Origin of the sequence: Paenibacillus riograndensis SBR5, from assembly GCF_000981585.1 — a bacterium.
Taxonomy (GTDB): domain Bacteria; phylum Bacillota; class Bacilli; order Paenibacillales; family Paenibacillaceae; genus Paenibacillus_AQ; species Paenibacillus_AQ riograndensis.
The window spans coordinates 7,699,719-7,717,651 of record NZ_LN831776.1 but is presented as its reverse complement, the minus strand read 5'-3'; the positions used below and the strand labels follow the sequence as shown (position 1 = coordinate 7,717,651).

Here is a 17,933-nt window from a genome sequence, read left to right as displayed (position 1 = left end):
TGAAAGGAAGTAATAAAATGAAGAACATTCCAACAGGATTCCCATCCGATTTTTTATGGGGGGGAGCCGTTGCCGCCAATCAACTCGAAGGTGCTTACAATGTAGACGGAAAAGGTTTAAGCGTAGCAGATATTAATGAATATATGGATGGAATTCCTTTAGATAAGAAGTCGAATTTGGAGCTGACTACGGACTATATTAATGAAGCTATTAAAAGCGAAGACCGGATTTTCCCGAAACGTTGGGGAATTGATTTCTATCACACCTATAAAGAAGACTTGAAGCTGTTAGGGGAACTGGGACTCAAAACCTTCCGCACCTCGATTAACTGGACAAGAATTTTTCCGAATGGCGACGAAGCTCAGCCTAATGAAGCAGGCTTGAAATTTTATGATGACCTGATCGACGAGATTATAGCGAACGGCATGGAGCCGATGATCACCCTATCGCATTATGAAATGCCGCTTCATTTAACAACGGCTTATAAAGGGTGGTACTCCAGAGAACTGATTGATTTATTTGTCCGTTTCGGCCAAGTGGTTTTTGACCGGTATCATAAAAAAGTGAAATATTGGATTATTGTCAATCAAATCAATTTGATTGATCATGAATCCTTCAACCACCTGGGCATTGCGGAGGATGTGGTGGAGGATTTGGCCTCCGCCAAATACCAAGCCTTGCATCATGAATTTGTTGCCTGCGGCCTGATCACGAAATATGCCAAAAGCCTGGATTCCAGCTTGCAAATCGGGATGATGCTGTGTGGGGGACCGGCTTATCCGGCTACCTGCCGGCCGGAAGACATCTTTGCCACCGTGCGCAGAAATCAAATGGAGTACTTTTTCTCCGATATTCTGCTTCGCGGATATTATCCGGGTTATGCTTTCCGTTATTTCGCCGACAATAACATCACTGTCGAATTTGCAGAGGGCGATGAAGAGGCACTGAAAAATACGGCGGACTTTATGTCCTTCTCCTACTACTATACCCGCATTTATGATGCAGAAAGCATGAAGAACAAAACAGGACCTTACCGCAATACTGAACTTCCGGCCAACCCTTGGGGATGGACGATTGATCCGATCGGTCTGCGCACTTTTCTCAACCTGTTTTATGACCGGTATCAGTGCCCTATTTATATCACGGAAAACGGGATCGGCTACCATGACACCTTGGAAGAAGACGGTTCCATCCATGATTCCTACCGGGTTGACTATTACCGGGCCCATATTGAACAAATGAAAGAGGCCATTAAAGACGGGGTGGATTTAAGAGGTTATTATGCTTGGGGCCCAATTGATATTATTAGCTGTTCTTCCTCGGAAATGAGCAAACGCTACGGATTTATTTATGTCGACCAGGATGACCGCGGCAACGGTAGTAAAAAGCGTCTCAAAAAAGACAGTTTTTCTTGGATGCAAAAAGTGATCGCTTCCAATGGAGAAAATTTAGATTGAGGTTGCGCAACTTCCCGGCCCTAAGGAAATTTGGCGGACGATTGCTGATTGTGGTCGTCGCCACGGCGTTAAGCGCACTAGCCGTTAATTTATTTATCGAGTGCAATATCGGGTCTGATACCTTAACGGTTTTGTTGGATGGATTGCATAAAAGTCTCGGAGTTAGTGTCGGTCTTGCAAGCTTTTGCATAAGCATTGTTTTTCTGGCCGCAGGTCTTTTGCTAAATCGAACATCGATCGGTTTTTCATCCGTCATGTACTCCTTTTTGGTCGGGCCTTTGATCAACTGGATTCATCCGTTTATTGCCAATATGAATTTGGCGGATTTATCGCTATTCATAAAAATAGTCATTGTCATCCTGGCTAACCTTTGTTTCTCCATCACTTATGTATTGTTGATGAATTTTGGCAACGGCATGTATGCCATAGACGCTGTTTTGCGATATATGGAGTCAAAATTCGGATTGAGGTATGCTTTCGGCAGAATCGGCGCAGATGCCCTCTTTTTAAGCAGTGGATTCTTGTTCGGCGGGATCGTGGGAATCGGAACGGTGATCGCCTTTGCGTTAACGGGGCCGGGAACTGTACTGCTCGAAAAAATGCTATTTAAATTTAGAAGGATCTATAAGCTGAGATAAAAAAAGCAATTTCTATAGAAAGAGGAGACGGAAGCTATGGTGAAAAAAACATTTACTGTAACTGATGAGCTGGGAATACACACGCGTCCGGCGTCAATCTTAGTTCAAGCTGCAAGCAAATATAATACGGAGGTGAACATCGAATATAACGGCCGAACCGTTAACCTGAAATCGATTGTGGGCGTGATGTCTTTGGGGGTTCCGCAAGGAGCTCAAATTCAAATTGCTGCGGCTGGCTCCGATGCGGATAAGGCGATCGAAGGGATTGAAGAAGCTTTGAAAAAGGAAGGGCTCGGCGAACCATGCGAAATCAGTTGAAAGGAATCGGGGCCTCATCCGGCATAGCGATCGCCAAAGCCTATCGTCTGGAGGAGCCGGAGCTCCACATCTTAAAGAAGAATGTCAAAGATAAGGAAGCCGAGAAACAGCGGTTGGAGCAAGCCATCAGCAGGTCAAAAGCAGAGCTTGAGAAAATTACGGAATACGTAAACTGTGAGCTTGGCGCTGACAAAGCAGAAATTCTCGCTGCCCAGCTATTGGTGCTGAATGACCCGGAACTATTAAATCCCGTGTTCGAAAAGATAAGCACGGAAGGCGTAAATGCGGAGTTTGCCTTAAAAGAGTCAGCCGACAGATTTGTTTCCATGCTGGAATCCATGGATAACGAGTATATGCGGGAACGCGCCAAAGACATCCGCGATGTAACGAATCGGGTGACCGCACATTTATTAGGCGTGCAAATTTCCGATCCCAGCCTGATTTCTGAAGAAGTCATCATCATCGCCGGGGATTTAACCCCTTCAGATACCGCGCAGCTAAACCGCCGGTATGTGAAAGGTTTTACGACAGATATCGGGGGCCGCACTTCCCATTCGGCGATCATGGCCCGCTCCATGGAAATCCCCGCTGTCGTCGGTACAAAACAAGCTGTTTCAATGATTGAAAACGGGATAATGGTCATTGTTGACGGTTTGGAAGGTGAAGTCATCATTGACCCGTCATCAGAAGTCATTGCTCTATATGAAGCGAAAAAAGTAAAATACGAAGCGCAAAAAGCACTGTGGGCGAAAGTAGTTCATGAGCCGACGGTGACTAAAGATGGCGTGCATGTCGAACTGGCCGCAAACATCGGTACACCGGCTGATGTTAAAGGGGTGCTGGCAAATGGCGGAGAGGCGGTAGGGCTGTATCGTACGGAGTTTCTTTATATGGGCAAGGACCGGCTTCCGACAGAGGAAGAGCAATTTAATGCCTACAAAACCGTTCTTGAAAAAATGGACGGAAAACCGGTTGTTGTCCGCACACTGGACATCGGTGGAGATAAAGAGCTGCCCTACTTAAATCTGCCGAAAGAAATGAACCCGTTTTTAGGCTTTAGAGCGATTCGTTTATGCCTGGAGGAACAGGATATTTTCCGTACACAATTACGTGCATTATTACGTGCCGGCAGCTATGGAAACTTGAAAATCATGTTCCCTATGATTGCAACAGTTTCTGAATTCAGGGAAGCCAAAGCCATTCTTATGGAAGAAAAGGAAAAGCTTATTGCCAGCGGCGTAAAGGCAGCGGATAACATTGAAATTGGCATGATGGTTGAAATTCCGTCTACAGCCGTAATGGCGGATCAATTTGCCAAAGAGGTTGACTTCTTAAGCATTGGAACCAATGATTTGATCCAATATACCATGGCTGCCGATCGTATGAATGAACGTGTATCCTATTTGTATCAACCCTATAATCCAGCGATTCTACGGCTGGTTTCAATGGTCATTGACGCGGCGCACAAAGAAGGAAAGTGGGTTGGGATGTGTGGAGAAATGGCAGGCGACCCGATTGCCATTCCTCTCCTGGTTAGTTTAGGGCTTGATGAGTTCTCCATGAGTGCAACCTCAATCCTTCCGGCACGTGCACAAATCAAAGAGCTGTCTAGTGAACATGCAACAAGCGTTAAAGAGGCCGTTCTATCCATGAAAACTTCAGAAGAAGTTATTGAGTATGTCAAAAGGACATTCGATATCCATCAGGTGTAAGCCGGATTCGATAGCCTTTTTCCAACTAGCGCTGTCGAAGTAGCAGGTGAGCAGTGCTAGGTGGAAAAAGGGAACTTATTTCTCCCCAAAATCAACAATTGTGAGATTTAGGTGGAAAAAGGACACTTAATTGGGCCACATTACCTCTCCGGGAGCGAAATGGGCTGAATTAGTGATCCTTTTTCCACTTAACCTGCGGAGAATAGGGTGCTCGAGCAAATTAGTGATCCTTTTTCCACTTGGAGTTGCCGAACATAAAGGGTTCTCCAGGCAACGCCAAAACGGCTATGTTGTCCGGTGAAGGACTGCGTAGCCGTTTTGTTCTTTGTATAGCTAACAATTCTATTCAAAGGTTAAGAGAGGATAGTCAGTAAAGTTTTACTCTTTAATGTTTTTTTGCTCCCACTCCATAACCCATGGTAGCAATCACTTCCCGATTGATTTTAGTGATTGCTGCTATTTCCTCTGTACTCCTATCACTTATTAAGGTCATATGCTCATCTAACGCCTTACGGCGGTCGGTTTCATCCTCAAAACGAAAAATTTCTACAGCCGGAACTTGGAAGGCGGTTATTATTTTCGCCAGAGTCTCCAAAGAAATGTTACGGTCGCCTCGCTCTACCCCACCTATGTAACTGTAATGAAGGGATGCTGCTTCAGCTAGTTGTTCTTGCGTCCATCCTTTTGCTTTTCTGAGCTCACGTATCCGATTTCCTACACTTTCTGGTAAATTCATTGGATCTCCTCAGTACGCCTAATCCACAAAAGCTCCCTTAACCTCTCTAACAATCCTATTCAAAGTATTTATCTGCTTAACACTCAACTCACTAACAGTAACTGCATATTCATCAATTGCTCTCCTCTGTGCGGCTTCAACCTCATTCAAATCATCATGATTTTGAAACAACTCCATCGGTTGAATTTTCAGTGCTGTAACTATTTTCTCCAGTGTATCAATAGAAAAATTCCGTTCACCACGTTCTACTGCCCCTATGTATGCATCATCCAGGTTGGATAGTTCTGCTAATTGCTGTTGCGTTAATCCCTTTGCTTTTCTTATAACCCGAATTCTGTCTCCGACTGTATTCCGTAGATCTATCATATATGAATCACCTTTTCCGAAGGTTAAGAAAGGATAATCAAGCGGGGAGAGGAGGACGGGGAGCATATGATGATAAACAGACAACTAACCTTCATCATATTTGTATTTGCAGCAGCAACGAAGGTATCGAAATAAAGTCTTACTCTTTAATTTTTTTTTCTTCCCATTCTATAACCGTCTTCAAAACATTCAATGCCATATTTTGATCTTCCACCGAACGTTCAACAAGCAGTTCTACAATTTGTCCAAGAGCGTCTTGTTTCTCCATTGGCCCAATGTACCTGAATAACTCCTCTAACGAAATGTCTAGACCTCCAACCACTTTCTCCAAGGTCTCAAGCGTAAGGTTCTTTTCTCCGCGTTCGACTTGTCCCACATAATTCGTATGTAAACTGGACCGTTCTGCAAGCTGCTCTTGCGATAGGTTCATTTCTTTACGTAATCTTCGGATGCGTTCTCCAATTTTTTTTACAAGCTCTGACTTGGATTCATCTGGCATTTTGGCTCACCTCATGACAAGCTTAACTGAGTAAGTATGTCTTATTAACACACTATAGATTGTATTTGACTTTTAAATAATACTTATAGATAATGAATATGCATTCCATTATTTCCTTTAAGTTCAATAAAATACGTATCGAAGAAATCAGAACTATATCCTATCTAAACGAAGGAGGCCCCACCCGTGCGTCCTTCCATTCTGAAATCACTCAAGCCGGATATTATTGTTGAAATGCTGGAAATGGCTTATCGCTTCGAGGATTGGGACAAGATGCTGAATACGGCGGGTATTCTGTACAGCTATGCGCAGTGCATCTATGAGGAGCGGCAGTATCACAAGGCTAAGAAACTTCCGGTGCCGATTGTGGATATGGAACGTCCGCTGGTGTATTACTTCGGATTCAGTCATCTGATGCGGGGCATCGTTTGCCAGAAGCAGGGGAAGTATGATGAGGCCAGAGATTCCATTTACCGCTATGCCGAGCTTGGCTGGATAGAGGATTTGGGAGTGGAAGGGGAGGAAGTCGCCGAGGAGTTCAGATATTTGGCCCGTGCCAACCTGTACATCGTGGAGATTTTGTCGGGCAAAACAGAATTGCTGGAGGGGTATGCCCGATTCCTGCAGGATAATCCCGAGGAGCTGTTGCCGGGGTTGGGGACAATTTTGCAGGCTGCGGTGCAGTACGGTCTTGATGTGGATGATCTGCTGCACACATTCGCTGAACAGAGTGATGGGTTCAGGGAGAATGAGGATGCAGGCAATCTCTCGCATTATTTCGCTATTGTTATCACTTTGCGTTATATCATAAGCGGGCAGGCAGATTGCAGGAGGCGCTGGAATGGACGATACAATCTTTAAGACTGGCCCATCAGTCCAGGCATGACGGGAATTTCAAGCGCTGTCTGGCGTTGTTCGAATCGCTGCGTGAAGACGTTACCGAAGAGCAGGCTCGGCGATATCATGAGGTGCTGACGGAGTGTCTGGGCCAGGTTGTTTTGGAGCTCCCGGAACTGCATCATGCGGGTGTACTGTCGGGGGTGGATTCGCCTTCTATGAAACGCTAATCTCTCTTTTACTTAATTTCTTAAATGCAGAGTAATCCTGATCGGACTTAATAAAACTTAATATTTTTTCGGCGCATTCTGTTGGACTCAACTCTCCAGTATTTACTTCAAGGTCATATTCAGTAAAGGAATATATTTTGTCGTACTGGGAATTTGCTAGTCCAATCTCACGATCTCCTCTGATTTGCTCTCTTCTTGTGAGTTCTTCTTTCGAGCATAATACGCCTACAAACAATGTAGGATGGTCAAAAAATAGATCAAGGAAATCATTAAACCGCTTGTCATTGTCGATTACGGTATCGACGATGACATTCAAACCCATTTCTGAAAACAATTTAATTGTTGCATAGTACACTGAGATTATGGGATCAAAAAGTATTTGTCCGACATCTTCCACTTCTCTTGTAGGTTCAATATCCGGATATTTATTATCAATAAAATCATTGTAATTACCAAAAAAATCATCTATGGATAAATGATGAAAAGGAATCTCTTTCTGATTTTTCAGTTCCATAGAAATACTAGTCTTTCCAGAACTTGAAGTTCCGTTCAACAACACAATAAGTCCTTGCTTCAAACGAATCACCCTCACATATAAGATTTGCGTATCATTCAGACAAATTCCTTGTTAACGTAGTGCGGCATGCCTTTTTTTATAATACTCGATAATCGAAGCATGTGGAATTTCGCCTACCTCTCCTACCAAAGTACGAAAAGCCATGCCGTGTCCAGTAATGATCACCTTTTGAAATTCGAGATATTTGTCAATTACTTTCTCCATACGGTTCTTCAGTAGTTCTTTAGTTTCCCAAAGCTTGTTAATCCCAGGAGGATAGACTCCATGATTAGCATCATAATCGTCCCCCAGTTCTTTAAGCCTCTCCAATGAGTCATATTCAAATGTTAAGTCGGGCTGCCATTCCCTTAAATCGAATTCAACCATTATTTCTAAACCAAGTTCCTTTGATAGAATAGCGGCTGTTTGAAGTGCTCTTGGGTAAGGGGAAGAGACAATAATTTCGGCTTCTTTTAAACGTTGATCTTTAGCGGTCAAATATACTTGGTTAATTCCTTTATTCGTAAGAGGAACCAGGTCCCGGCCATGTCCCTTTAATTTGTAGTGTTCATTTATGTCCCACTGAGGTTCACCGTGGCGAACGAGATAAAATTGCGTCATTAAAATCCCCCATACATTCATTTTTTTGTATTAATCTATATGAGATAAGTACAATATTACCATAATTCCCCTCCCGAACCACGACACACAGTTGTCCGATTTCCCCTCTTATAATGAACCTATCTTAAAGGATAAGGGGACGAGAGGTATGGATGGGATCGTTAGACATGATGTGAATGAGGAGTATGCGTATTCCGGATTTGTGGAGGCAGGGGATTTTATTTTTCTCAGCTTCTGTGTAGGCAATGTGGGCGGGACGGTGGAGGAGCAGGTGGAAGGTGCGCTGGATGATATGAGTAGCCGCTTGCAGCAGGTGGGGCTGGGGCTTGCGGATGTGGTGAAGCTGGATATTTTGCTGCGGGATGTGTGGGATATTCCGGTGATGGAGACGGTGTTCAAGCGCAGATTTCAAGGCAAGTACCCTGCCCGGAAAACGATCTCCACCGAGTTCGCGCATGTCGGCGGGCCGGATGGGCTGAAGGTGCAGATGGATGGTGTGGCGTATCGTCCACGCGCTTAGCGTTTGGAGGGTAGGAAGAAAATGCCCCCAATATGAACAGCAGCTCCTCCTGTACGGAGTGAGCTGCTGTTTGGAATGCCTTAAAGTGGCAGTGGGGGGAGGAATATAGCATTAACACTACCTTACGGATTCATAAGCACCCGATGAACGCCCTGGCTTCCTCCCGGTGCGGTTCCGAGATATAAATATCCACCCTGGTTTACGGCAGTGGTGATGCCATACAATGTACCTTCAGGATCATGCCAGCTATTCACAAGTTCCCCTTCGGGTCCATATTCCGCGACCAGTCCATGCTTCACCGGCGCACTGGCTCCATTTAACAAGGATTGTGGAACTTTGGACATTGTAGCCGCTAACCAGGGATGGCTATGCATGTAGTCGGCAAAAGGCAACCGGGTTGTGAATACCCCTACCCAGAAATGTCCATGTACATCACGTGTGATGTTGTCCGGGAAACCAGCAATATTGTCTGCAAAAATATCCGAGGTGCCTTGCTTGGCCCCCTTCAGCCAGTATCGGGTCAACTGATAATGATACGATTCGGCCACGAGCACGAAATCTTCGTCAGCAGATAAGGCTACCCCATTGGCAAAATATAAGTCCCGAAGTAAAACGGTCGTCTGCTTGGTCTGCGGATCATATTTCAGCAATCGTCCATGCGGTTTGTTCTCGGCAATTTCTTTGAACATGACCTTGCCGTAGTTAGAGGTATCCGAGAAATAGATCGATCCGTCCTGTGCGATGTCCAGTTCGTTCGCCAGGTAGATGGGCCCTCCCTCTACTTCTGTGGTTAGTACTTGAATATTTCCCTCCGGGTCAATCGACAGCAGCCCTTTTTGAATATCTGTCACAATGAGATTCCCCGCCGCGTCGAATTTCAGTCCGTTAGGTGTTCCATGGGTATCGGCGAACACTTCAGCCGGCTGCGCCTTGCCCTCTGCGTCAAAGGCCACTCTGTAAATTTTGCCGTCGGAGTCCCCCGTATACAGCCGTCCTTTGGTATCAAAAGTGATGAATTCCGGGAACTTGGCGCGGTCTGTAACCAGCTCAGCCGAGCTGAGCTTGCTGTTTTCTTTCCAGGGTCCCTCTTTCTCAAAGGAAGGGGCGGCAGGTGCAGACCATAACGCTGGATCTACCGGAGCAGGTATCAGCAGAAAAACAGCGATTCCCAGCACAATTACCCCGAGCAGGGCCAAGCTCCATCTGCCGACTTTTTGACGTGTTGAACGTTTGCGTTGCTTTGGTTCTGTGGACATTATTAATCCTCCTTATTGTTTGCGGGGGCTAAGCATGCCCTGGGCCAGCCGCAGACTTTGTCTGCGGGTCATGAAACGGGAAATTTGGGCACCCAGATAATTCCGGAGTCCCGGAACAACATACTGTTTCCCTTTTTTCATAGCGCGCAGTGTAACTTCCACTACACGTTCCGGCGTATCCTTCGCACCGACAGAGGCGTCCTCTGTGCCAACAACGTTGAAGAAATTCGTCTCCGTCGACCCTGGGCACAAGGCAAAAAATTGAACGCCACGGTCACGATTCTCCCACCAAAGGGCATCGGTAAAGGACAAGACAAAAGCTTTGGTCGCCCCATAGACGGCCATATAAGGCAGCGGCTGAAAGCCTGCGGTAGACGAAACATTGATAACAGCGCCAGCGCCTCGATGGAGCATCCCCGGAAGAAATAAATGAGTCATATCCACTACAGCGGCGACGTTGAGCATCACTTCTTCATGCTGGCGCTCGCCGGAGATTTGCTCGAACAGACCATGGGTGGCAAAACCTGCATTGTTAACCAACAGATCAATGTTCAGGTTGAGCTGCTGGCACTTCTGATACAGCTCTCCGGCAGCGCCTTCGATGGATAGATCCTGGGGAACCACCTGGCACTGAATTCCATAGCTTCGGGTCAATTCTGCTGCAAGCGTATCAAGTTTGCGTTTGGATCTGGCTACAAGCACCAAATGGCTGCCTTCCTTTGCCAATTGTCTTGCGAACTGTTCGCCGATTCCCGAAGAGGCCCCAGTGATTAGCGACCATTTCCCTTTAATATTCATGAATTTCGCCCCTTTGTTACGATGTTTTATTTTAGAAACGTTGTTACTAGGTGTCAAAAAAAAGATAGTGAAGCTTGTGAACATAAATTCATAACTGGTAACACTGTTTCCTATGAGAATCATAGTAACCAAAAGGTTCATGTGTGTCAAATCTTTTTTTAAAACTTATGGATCAATTGACAACCCTCCTGCAAATGGTTAGAATGCCTGTTAGAAGCTCAGTAACCTTGTTTCTGGTCAATAACAAGATAACCGAATGAAGGTGATCCTTATCAGTAACGAAGACAAGCCTTCACCATCCACGGGGCGGGTATTAAAAACATATCAGGAAGCCCGTCTGCAAAATACGGAAAACCTCCGTAAGCTTGTAGTTGATGCGGCCGCAGCCATTCTGCAGGAAGAGGGGCCTGAGGCCGTCACTGTGCGCAGAGTATCGCAAAAGATGGGCTGCTCTACCAAAATCATTTACAGTTTGTTCGTCAATAAAGAAGGTCTGGCTCAGCAGCTGTATCTGGAGGGCTGCAAATTGCTGGCCCAGCGTTTTGAAGAAGTACCGCCGTCCTCTGACCCCTTGCAGCATTTGCTGGATTTGGGCGAAGCCTTCTGGCAGTTCGGGCAGGAATATACCAGCTACTACAAGCTGATGTTTGGAGGGGCTTTTGCCGAGTTCAAGCCGGATGCGGAGAGTATGCAAGGGACGATGACAGCCATGAGCCGCTTGTTGATTCTAATCAGCACCGCCCAGCAGCAGGGACAGATTTCGGACAAGGAAGAGACTCAGACCATCGTGAGCACCATATGGGCTTCGCTGCACGGCGTAATCCACCTGTATATGGGCGGGTTCCTTGGCGATGCCGATGCGGCCCATACCGTCTACAAACAAACAATAGTTTTGCTGTCCCGATCCTTGTTTGCAGTATCCAAGCCATAGCGGATTACTCCTGACAGCCCATCCCTTCAAGGGATGGGCTGTTCGATTCGTTCCGGCACAAGCGCAATCAGCTTATCGCAAAGGCGGTTTTATCAGCAGCAGTAGCCTTGGCTGGCCGACTCCGGTGGTATATAGTAGAGGGACAATTTGCAGGCAGAGGAGCGAACAGGGGATGATTGCATTAATCTTGGCTGCGGGGTATGCGACCCGTCTCTATCCGTTAACAAAAGATACGCCGAAGCCGCTGCTGCCGGTTCAAGGAAGCCGTACCATTCTGGATTTGCTGCTGGACCGTCTGGAGGTGCTGGATGAGGTTGCGGAGGTGCTCATTGTGACCAATGACCGGTTCTTCCGGGCTTTTGAGCAGTGGAGTCAGAAGTACAGAGGGACAAAGCCGATTCGTATTCTGAACGACGGCACCACTTCACCGGAGGGGCGGTTAGGGGCGATTGGCGATATCCAGTTTGCTATCGGGCGGGAGCAGATACAGGATGATCTGCTGGTTCTGGCGGGCGACAATGTGCTGGGATTTGGCCTTGAGGAATATTTGAGTTATTTTCACCAGGTGGACAAGGATTGTATTCTGGTCCGGACGGTGGACGATATCCGGGAGCTGCGCAGTGTCGGAGTGGCTGAGCTGGATGCCGAGATGCGGGTCCTTTCTTTGGAAGAAAAGCCGCAGGCGCCCCGGACGAACATTGGTGTATTCGCACTCTACATCTATAAACGGTCCACGCTGCCGCTATTCTCCCGTTATCTGGCCGAAGGGGGCAACCCGGACGCGCCGAGTTATTTTCCCGAGTGGCTGCATTCCCGACAAGAGATCAGGGCCTACTATACGGAGGGCGCGATTGATGATGTCGGCACCCCTGAAGCTTATGCGGAGATGCGGGCTAGGCTGGGGAAACTGGCTGAGTGACAAAGGTTAATCTAAGAGCGGTTCATCCTGTTGGGGATTGACCGCTCTTTTTGCCTGGGTATGACGTAATGTATGCAAAAATTCTAGCGTAAAATAGCGTTGCCAAGAGCCATTGCCAAGGTACACCGGAAGCCCCGGCAAGACTTCAGCAGCCACCTGCGAGGCCCTTAATCCGCTCCAGATCATTGCTGCACAGCACATCAAGATTGGCTGTGATCTTCTCCTTGCTCCAGTCCCACCATTTCAGCTCCAGCAGCAGGGCAATGAGTTCATCGTCGAAGCGTTTTCTAAGCATGCGTGCCGGATTCCCGCCGGCAATATGATAGGGAGGCACATCCTTGGTTACGGTGGAATTGGCAGCGATGATGGATCCGTCGCCAATGGTTACACCAGGCATGATGGTGGCGTTCTGGCCGATCCACACATCGTTGCCGATGACGGTATCGCCCTTGTAGGGCAGGTCCGCCAGCTCCGGCGTGGCTTTCTCCCAGCCGCCGCCCATAATGTTGAAGGGATAGGTCGTCACTGAGCCCATCCGGTGATTGGCGCCGTTCATGATGAACTCGGTGCCGCGGGCGATGGCGCAGAATTTGCCGATAATCAGCTGGTCCCCGATGAATTCATAATGGTGGGTGACACGGCTTTCAAAAGAGACAGATTCGTCAGGATCATCATAGTAGGAGTAATCTCCGGCGATGATATTGGGGCGGGTGACGGTATTTTTGATGAACCGGACTTGCTTAATATTGGGGTTAGGATGAACTGCGTTCGGATCGGGTCCTGTAGAATGCATAAGCACACACCTTTCCTGGATATCGGATGCGTTAGTCCGCATATGCCTTCATTATAACCCAAGCCAAACGGCGGTTCAGCCCGGAATAACCGGGTGAACCGCCGTTTGGCTGAACTGCCGTTCTTTAACTACTCATGGGAATGCGCGGCCTCGTCCTTAACTTCCTCGCGGAAGCCTTTAATGCTTTCTTTACGGCGTTCGTTTTTTGCTTCGATTTGTTCACGTTCTTTGCTGCTGATCTCAGAAGAGAATTCGTTTAAATAGTCTTCAGCTTCATGCAGGTTCTGCATGGTGTGCTGAATGCTCTGTTGTAAATGCTCAACGTTATCCGCCCGGTTATCCGGTTTTGCCATTTGGGGATCGCCTCCTGTGATTAACGCGCCCGCAAGGACGCTAATCTGTAGGGTGATCGTTGCCGGAAGATTTTATGCATTGATGTGCTTCAATGCTGAACCCTGATGGCCGATCCATGCCCGCCATTGCTGCTTCAATAGACATCCCGCACGTACCGCTTGGTTAATGACATTTCTTTTACATAATCATGGGCCTCATCCGCAGTCCTGCCGCCATGCTGCCGGATCACTGTCTTCAGCGCGGCATCCACTTCTTTGGCCATTTGCCGGGCGTCTCCGCATACATAGAAATGGGCGCCTTCCTGAAGCCAGGCCCAGATTTTTGCCCCATGCTCCAGGATACGGTGCTGTACATAGATTTTCTCCGCCTGATCCCGGGAAAAGGCCGTATCCAGCCGCTGCAGGAAGCCTTCCTCCCGAAACGCCTCAAGCTCCCCGCGGAAATAGAAATCACTGTCCTCCCGCTGTTCGCCGAAGATCAGCCAGTTTTTGCCCTTGGCACCGGATGCTTTGCGCTCCTGCAGGAAGCCGCGGAACGGGGCGATGCCTGTGCCCGGTCCAACCATAATCATCGGGGCATCGGGGTTAACCGGTGGCCGGAAATGGGCATTCTTTTGAATGAAAATTGGAATCTCTGTATCTTCTGTAGCGAGGTCCGCGAGGAACGTGGAGCATACTCCCTTGCGGACGTTACCGTTATTCCCATAGCGTACAGTAGACACTGTAATATGAACCTCGTCCGGATGGGCTTTCGGACTGGACGAAATGGAATACAGGCGGGGCTGCAAGGGCTTGAGCTGTTCCAGAAACTCCTGAGCGCTGAGGGCAACCGGAAATTCCTGCAGAACATCAATGAGCTGGCGCCCCCAGAGCCACTGCTTCAGCTCCGTCTGGTTTTCGCTTTGAAGGAGCTTGATGAGCTGCCTGTTCTGTGTCCGGTCCCGGATGAACCGGAGCATCTCCGGAGCAATGCGGGCAATCTCAAAATGACGGTGCAGCGCTTCGTTGACCGGCAGTTCTCCCTGGCCTGCAACCATTACCGGAGCAGAAGGCTCAATGTCCAAGGTGTGCAGCAGATCATCAACCAGGCCGGGACAATTGACGGGCCATACCCCGAGCGCATCACCTGCTTCGAACTGCACACCTGCGGACTTCAGGTCGAAGGCGTAGTGGCGGGTTTCTTTTTCAGATCCGGCCTTATTCAGCTGCTGTTTGAACAGGAGCCGTGACGGGACCGGGTGATTCCGGTGATATCCGCGTTGGTCCGGGTTCGGGGAAGCCGGGCCGGAGGCAGCAATGGAAGCGGAGGAGATGCCGCTTGCTGCGGCTAGTCCAGAAGGCTCCGGGCGGCCTGTGAACCCGCGAAGCAGTTCCGAGATATCCTTTGTCCATGCATCCGCCTGTTCCTGATAGTCCGTATCGCAATGGGCACAGTCCAGCAGCCGAGACGCGCCAAGCTCCTCCAGCCGGGTATCCAGATTTTTTCCGAAGCCGCAAAAAAGATCATAGTTAGAATCCCCGAAAGCGAGCACGGCGTACCGCAGATCCTTCAGCAGAGAAGCATTCTCTGCCCTAAGTGCCTGGTAAAAGCTTTCTCCGTTGTCCGGAGGATCTCCGGCTCCGAAGGTGCTGGCGATGAACAGCGCAAACCGGGTTTTCGCCAGATCGCTTACAGAATATTGATTCATATTTACCAGCCGTATGTCGTAACCGGCCTGCTGTAATTTCTTCGCGCAGTCAATGGCTGCACCTTCGGCATTTCCGGTCTGTGAGGCCCAAAGGATGGTTACGGGAAGCTTGCCTGCTGCCTCAGCCTCTTCGGAGGCTGCCCCTGAAGAGGCTGGACCCGAAGGCATTACCTGCCGGGAATGCGGTTCCGCTCCGGGAAGCGGAGTGCGGGAGAACATTCCCGCCAGCAGACCGTCCACAAAGTAGCGGGTGGATGGCTCAAACGGTGCGGTGGCCGGCAGAACCGGAATGCCGGAGGCAGACCGGCCAGCCTCGGTGCGCAGGCTCGTGATGAAACCGGATAGATAAGCCTGTTCCCGGCGATCCAGGGTCATGGCCGTAGGGGCTTCAAGGCCAAACAAGCCTGCAAGCGCATCAAGCTGCTTCATGGTTACGGCCTCCTTCAGATGGGCGTTCTCAGCGGCGGCTGGCGGTACGGGCTGATTCCCGCCCATATCCGGCGCTTGCGGCTCCCCGGACAGCTGGCCCGCAGCCTTGACCAGCGACACGGAACAAAATTTCAGCTCAGGCTGTAAGGACAGGGGATCGACGGCATCATTCGTGACGTCATTGACGGCTAACTGGGCACCAAAGACATCATTCCAGTGGAAGGGGGCGAAGCAGTTGCCCGGGCGCACGCGGTCGGAAAGGACGGCCGGAAGAACCGCCTGGCCCCGCCGCGAACGAAGCTCTACCGGCTGGCGGTCCTTAATTCCAAGCGCCTCAGCATCTTCCGGGTGAATCTCCACAAATGGACCCGGGTTCAGCTTATTAAGCTTGGGAACCTTGCCGGTCTTGGTCAGCGTATGCCATTGATGCTGCAAGCGGCCGGAATTCAGCACAAAGGGATAGTCGCTGTCAGGCATTTCTGCAGGCGGCATATACGGGCGTGCCCAGAATACAGCTTTTCCGCTGTCTGTCGGAAATACGATATCTGGAACGCTGCCATCAGCAGGCTCATTAAGGGCAGTGCCGCCCTGACGGTTCAAGTACCGGATCGGGTTCCGGTCGTTCGGCTGGTCCGGCGCAGAGGGCCACTGCACAGGCGTTTCCCGCAGCCGTGCATACGTGGCTCCGCGCAGGTCGTAGCCGGTCTTCGGATTCCAGGCCTGCTGGATTTCGGCATAGACCTCTGCCGAAGATTGGTAGGCAAATGCCCCGGCATAGCCCATTTCAGCGGCTACCCGGGCAATCAGCTGCCAGTCAGGCATGGCCTCTCCGGGCGGCTCGACGGCTTGCTGCATCAGGGTCAGATTGCGCTCGGAGTTGATCATCACGCCTTCGCCTTCGGCCCACAGGGCCCCGGGCAGCAGGATATCCGCATAACGGTTAGTCTCGGTGTCGAGGAAGCTGTCCTGCGTAATAACCAGTTCAGCCGCCTCAAGGGCAGCGATGACCTTCTTGCGGTTGGGAACCGTAGCCACCGGATTGGTGCAGATGATCCAGCAGGCTTTGATCCTGCCTGCAATCATGCTCTCAAACATGGAAATGGTGCCGCCGCTGGCATCCGACCGAAGGGTGCCTTGGGGGATTTCCCACAGCTTCTCTATGAAGCTGCGGTCAGCCTCAGACACCAGGGAGCGCTGCCCGGGGAGGCCCGGCCCCATGTAGCCCATCTCCCGCCCGCCCATGGCATTGGGCTGGCCGGTGAGCGAGAAGGGGCCGCTCCCCGGGCGGCAGATCGCACCTGTGGCGAGATGCAGGTTGCAGATGGCATTCGTGTGCCAGGTGCCGTGAATGCTCTGGTTAAGACCCATGGTCCAGCAGGACATCCACTCCGGCGCCCCGCCAATCCACTCGGCAGCCTGCCGGATATCGGCTTCGGGGATGCCGGTAATTTCGGACACTTTATCCGGCGGATAGTCCTCCAGAAATGCCTCCATACTCTCAAAGCCGGAGGTGAACCGGGCGATGAAGGCCGGGTCTGTGTGTCCGTTCTTAACAAGCAGATGCAGCAGTCCATTCAGCAGGGCAAGATCCGTGCCGGGCCTGATCTGCATGAACAGGTCTGCTTTGTCTGCGGTTGCGGTCCGCCGGGGGTCCACGACAATCAGCTTGGCCCCGGCCTTCACCCGGTCCATCATCCGCAGGAACAGAATCGGATGACAATCGGCCATATTGGCGCCGATAACGAAGAATAAATCCGTCTTATCCATATCCTGATAAGAACCCGGAGGCCCATCGGCTCCCAGGGAGAGCTTATATCCGTTGCCAGCGCCCGCCATGCATAAGCGTGAATTAGACTCAATATTGGGGGTACGGATGAAGCCCTTGGCCAGCTTGTTGATCAGATACTGGGCCTCCAGCGACATTTGACCTGACACATACACGGACAGGGCATCCGGGCCATGTTCCTCCAGAATGGCCCGCAGCCGCTGCGCGGTATCACGGATAGCTTCATCTATTTTCACTCGTTCAGGCCCGGCTCCGCGATCCTGGCGTTTGTAGGCATATTCCATCCGGCCCGATTCCGTGAGTGCGGCTGCCGCCGTGCTGCCTTTGGTGCACAGCCTGCCGAAATTGGCCGGATGCTCCTTATCTCCGGTGATGCTGACTACGCGGTTACCCGACACTTCGAGTATGATCCCGCAGCCAACGCCGCAATAAGGACAGACGCTTTTCACTTTGCCCGTTGTCATGTGAGTTCACCGCCTCGAAGGTTCTC

19 protein-coding genes are annotated in these 17,933 nt (G+C 49.8%); 9 read left to right on the top strand and 10 right to left on the bottom strand.

Going from position 1 to position 17,933, the window contains the following annotated elements; translation table 11 throughout:
- Positions 1–17 precede the first annotated feature (17 nt).
- The 4 genes from PRIO_RS32615 to ptsP are packed head-to-tail and all read left to right on the top strand — an operon-like array spanning position 18 to position 4,125.
- Positions 18–1,457, top strand: a complete 1,440-nt coding sequence (locus PRIO_RS32615; RefSeq protein WP_020434395.1) for a glycoside hydrolase family 1 protein — start codon at positions 18–20, stop codon at positions 1,455–1,457.
- A complete protein-coding gene (locus tag PRIO_RS32610; RefSeq protein WP_231869788.1) occupies positions 1,412–2,095 on the top strand; it encodes a YczE/YyaS/YitT family protein in 684 nt (227 codons plus the stop codon). The genes PRIO_RS32615 and PRIO_RS32610 overlap by 46 nt, the downstream gene beginning before the upstream one ends.
- Positions 2,096–2,131: 36 nt before the next feature.
- Positions 2,132–2,413 (top strand): phosphocarrier protein HPr, encoded by a 282-nt coding sequence (locus PRIO_RS32605; RefSeq protein ID WP_020434397.1) that lies wholly within the window; start codon positions 2,132–2,134, stop codon positions 2,411–2,413.
- Complete coding sequence (ptsP, locus tag PRIO_RS32600; protein WP_039791527.1) at positions 2,398–4,125, top strand: phosphoenolpyruvate--protein phosphotransferase; 1,728 nt, start codon at positions 2,398–2,400, stop codon at positions 4,123–4,125. The genes PRIO_RS32605 and ptsP overlap by 16 nt, the downstream gene beginning before the upstream one ends.
- Before the next feature lie 385 nt (positions 4,126–4,510).
- On the opposite strand, the gene PRIO_RS32595 is transcribed toward ptsP, so the two are convergent.
- The 3 genes from PRIO_RS32595 to PRIO_RS32585 form a co-directional block, all read right to left on the bottom strand.
- Complete coding sequence (locus tag PRIO_RS32595) at positions 4,511–4,861, bottom strand: helix-turn-helix domain-containing protein (protein ID WP_020434399.1); 351 nt, start codon at positions 4,859–4,861, stop codon at positions 4,511–4,513.
- A gap of 18 nt (positions 4,862–4,879) precedes the next feature.
- Positions 4,880–5,227 (bottom strand): helix-turn-helix domain-containing protein, encoded by a 348-nt coding sequence (locus PRIO_RS32590; protein ID WP_020434400.1) that lies wholly within the window; start codon positions 5,225–5,227, stop codon positions 4,880–4,882.
- A 139-nt stretch (positions 5,228–5,366) separates the two neighbouring features.
- Positions 5,367–5,726 (bottom strand): helix-turn-helix domain-containing protein, encoded by a 360-nt coding sequence (locus tag PRIO_RS32585; RefSeq protein WP_020434401.1) that lies wholly within the window; start codon positions 5,724–5,726, stop codon positions 5,367–5,369.
- 186 nt (positions 5,727–5,912) lie between these two features.
- Here PRIO_RS32585 and PRIO_RS32580 point away from each other — a divergent pair, with 186 nt between their 5' ends.
- Together PRIO_RS32580 and PRIO_RS37380 are read left to right on the top strand one after the other, a co-directional pair.
- The gene (locus PRIO_RS32580) at positions 5,913–6,587 is read left to right on the top strand and encodes a hypothetical protein (protein ID WP_063822400.1); all 675 of its coding nucleotides are present in this window, start codon (positions 5,913–5,915) and stop codon (positions 6,585–6,587) included.
- The gene (locus PRIO_RS37380) at positions 6,551–6,793 is read left to right on the top strand and encodes a hypothetical protein (RefSeq protein WP_331709828.1); all 243 of its coding nucleotides are present in this window, start codon (positions 6,551–6,553) and stop codon (positions 6,791–6,793) included. Before PRIO_RS32580 ends, PRIO_RS37380 begins: the two co-directional genes overlap by 37 nt.
- On the opposite strand, the gene PRIO_RS32575 is transcribed toward PRIO_RS37380, so the two are convergent.
- Both PRIO_RS32575 and PRIO_RS32570 read right to left on the bottom strand, forming a co-directional pair.
- Complete coding sequence (locus PRIO_RS32575) at positions 6,780–7,370, bottom strand: chloramphenicol phosphotransferase CPT family protein (RefSeq protein WP_046506122.1); 591 nt, start codon at positions 7,368–7,370, stop codon at positions 6,780–6,782. The genes PRIO_RS37380 and PRIO_RS32575 overlap by 14 nt on opposite strands.
- Before the next feature lie 51 nt (positions 7,371–7,421).
- On the bottom strand, positions 7,422–7,970 hold the full coding sequence (locus tag PRIO_RS32570; protein WP_020434404.1) for a histidine phosphatase family protein: 549 nt from the start codon (positions 7,968–7,970) through the stop codon (positions 7,422–7,424).
- 148 nt (positions 7,971–8,118) lie between these two features.
- On the opposite strand from PRIO_RS32570, the gene PRIO_RS32565 reads away from it, so the two are divergent.
- Complete coding sequence (locus tag PRIO_RS32565; RefSeq protein WP_020434405.1) at positions 8,119–8,490, top strand: RidA family protein; 372 nt, start codon at positions 8,119–8,121, stop codon at positions 8,488–8,490.
- 122 nt (positions 8,491–8,612) lie between these two features.
- Here the strand turns inward: PRIO_RS32565 and PRIO_RS32560 are convergent, their stop codons facing one another.
- Both PRIO_RS32560 and PRIO_RS32555 read right to left on the bottom strand, forming a co-directional pair.
- Entirely contained in the window at positions 8,613–9,746 is a 1,134-nt protein-coding gene (locus tag PRIO_RS32560) for an SMP-30/gluconolactonase/LRE family protein (RefSeq protein ID WP_020434406.1), read from the bottom strand.
- Between the two features lie 12 nt (positions 9,747–9,758).
- On the bottom strand, positions 9,759–10,544 hold the full coding sequence (locus tag PRIO_RS32555) for an SDR family NAD(P)-dependent oxidoreductase (protein ID WP_020434407.1): 786 nt from the start codon (positions 10,542–10,544) through the stop codon (positions 9,759–9,761).
- 256 nt (positions 10,545–10,800) lie between these two features.
- Here PRIO_RS32555 and PRIO_RS32550 point away from each other — a divergent pair, with 256 nt between their 5' ends.
- Both PRIO_RS32550 and PRIO_RS32545 read left to right on the top strand, forming a co-directional pair.
- Entirely contained in the window at positions 10,801–11,475 is a 675-nt protein-coding gene (locus tag PRIO_RS32550) for a TetR/AcrR family transcriptional regulator (protein WP_020434408.1), read from the top strand.
- 172 nt (positions 11,476–11,647) lie between these two features.
- Positions 11,648–12,394, top strand: a complete 747-nt coding sequence (locus PRIO_RS32545; protein WP_020434409.1) for a nucleotidyltransferase family protein — start codon at positions 11,648–11,650, stop codon at positions 12,392–12,394.
- A 145-nt stretch (positions 12,395–12,539) separates the two neighbouring features.
- Here the strand turns inward: PRIO_RS32545 and PRIO_RS32540 are convergent, their stop codons facing one another.
- The 3 genes from PRIO_RS32540 to PRIO_RS32530 all read right to left on the bottom strand — a co-directional run bounded on the left by PRIO_RS32540 (position 12,540) and on the right by PRIO_RS32530 (position 17,907).
- Positions 12,540–13,187 (bottom strand): Vat family streptogramin A O-acetyltransferase, encoded by a 648-nt coding sequence (locus tag PRIO_RS32540; protein ID WP_020434410.1) that lies wholly within the window; start codon positions 13,185–13,187, stop codon positions 12,540–12,542.
- 128 nt (positions 13,188–13,315) lie between these two features.
- Entirely contained in the window at positions 13,316–13,540 is a 225-nt protein-coding gene (tlp, locus tag PRIO_RS32535) for a small acid-soluble spore protein Tlp (RefSeq protein ID WP_020434411.1), read from the bottom strand.
- 134 nt (positions 13,541–13,674) lie between these two features.
- Positions 13,675–17,907, bottom strand: a complete 4,233-nt coding sequence (locus PRIO_RS32530; protein WP_020434412.1) for a sulfite reductase subunit alpha — start codon at positions 17,905–17,907, stop codon at positions 13,675–13,677.
- Positions 17,908–17,933: the final 26 nt, after the last annotated feature.

Coding starts and splice junctions, on each gene's coding strand:
- PRIO_RS32540 (WP_020434410.1), bottom strand. CDS start 13,187: ATGCATTCTACAGGACCCGATCCGAACGCAGTTCATCCTAACCCCAAT.
- PRIO_RS32555 (WP_020434407.1), bottom strand. CDS start 10,544: ATGAATATTAAAGGGAAATGGTCGCTAATCACTGGGGCCTCTTCGGGA.
- PRIO_RS32545 (WP_020434409.1), top strand. CDS start 11,648: ATGATTGCATTAATCTTGGCTGCGGGGTATGCGACCCGTCTCTATCCG.
- ptsP (WP_039791527.1), top strand. CDS start 2,398: ATGCGAAATCAGTTGAAAGGAATCGGGGCCTCATCCGGCATAGCGATC.
- PRIO_RS32585 (WP_020434401.1), bottom strand. CDS start 5,726: ATGCCAGATGAATCCAAGTCAGAGCTTGTAAAAAAAATTGGAGAACGC.
- PRIO_RS32595 (WP_020434399.1), bottom strand. CDS start 4,861: ATGAATTTACCAGAAAGTGTAGGAAATCGGATACGTGAGCTCAGAAAA.
- PRIO_RS32615 (WP_020434395.1), top strand. CDS start 18: ATGAAGAACATTCCAACAGGATTCCCATCCGATTTTTTATGGGGGGGA.
- PRIO_RS32565 (WP_020434405.1), top strand. CDS start 8,119: ATGGATGGGATCGTTAGACATGATGTGAATGAGGAGTATGCGTATTCC.
- PRIO_RS32530 (WP_020434412.1), bottom strand. CDS start 17,907: ATGACAACGGGCAAAGTGAAAAGCGTCTGTCCTTATTGCGGCGTTGGC.
- PRIO_RS32550 (WP_020434408.1), top strand. CDS start 10,801: ATGAAGGTGATCCTTATCAGTAACGAAGACAAGCCTTCACCATCCACG.
- PRIO_RS32570 (WP_020434404.1), bottom strand. CDS start 7,970: ATGACGCAATTTTATCTCGTTCGCCACGGTGAACCTCAGTGGGACATA.
- PRIO_RS32590 (WP_020434400.1), bottom strand. CDS start 5,227: ATGATAGATCTACGGAATACAGTCGGAGACAGAATTCGGGTTATAAGA.
- PRIO_RS32560 (WP_020434406.1), bottom strand. CDS start 9,746: ATGTCCACAGAACCAAAGCAACGCAAACGTTCAACACGTCAAAAAGTC.
- PRIO_RS32605 (WP_020434397.1), top strand. CDS start 2,132: ATGGTGAAAAAAACATTTACTGTAACTGATGAGCTGGGAATACACACG.
- tlp (WP_020434411.1), bottom strand. CDS start 13,540: ATGGCAAAACCGGATAACCGGGCGGATAACGTTGAGCATTTACAACAG.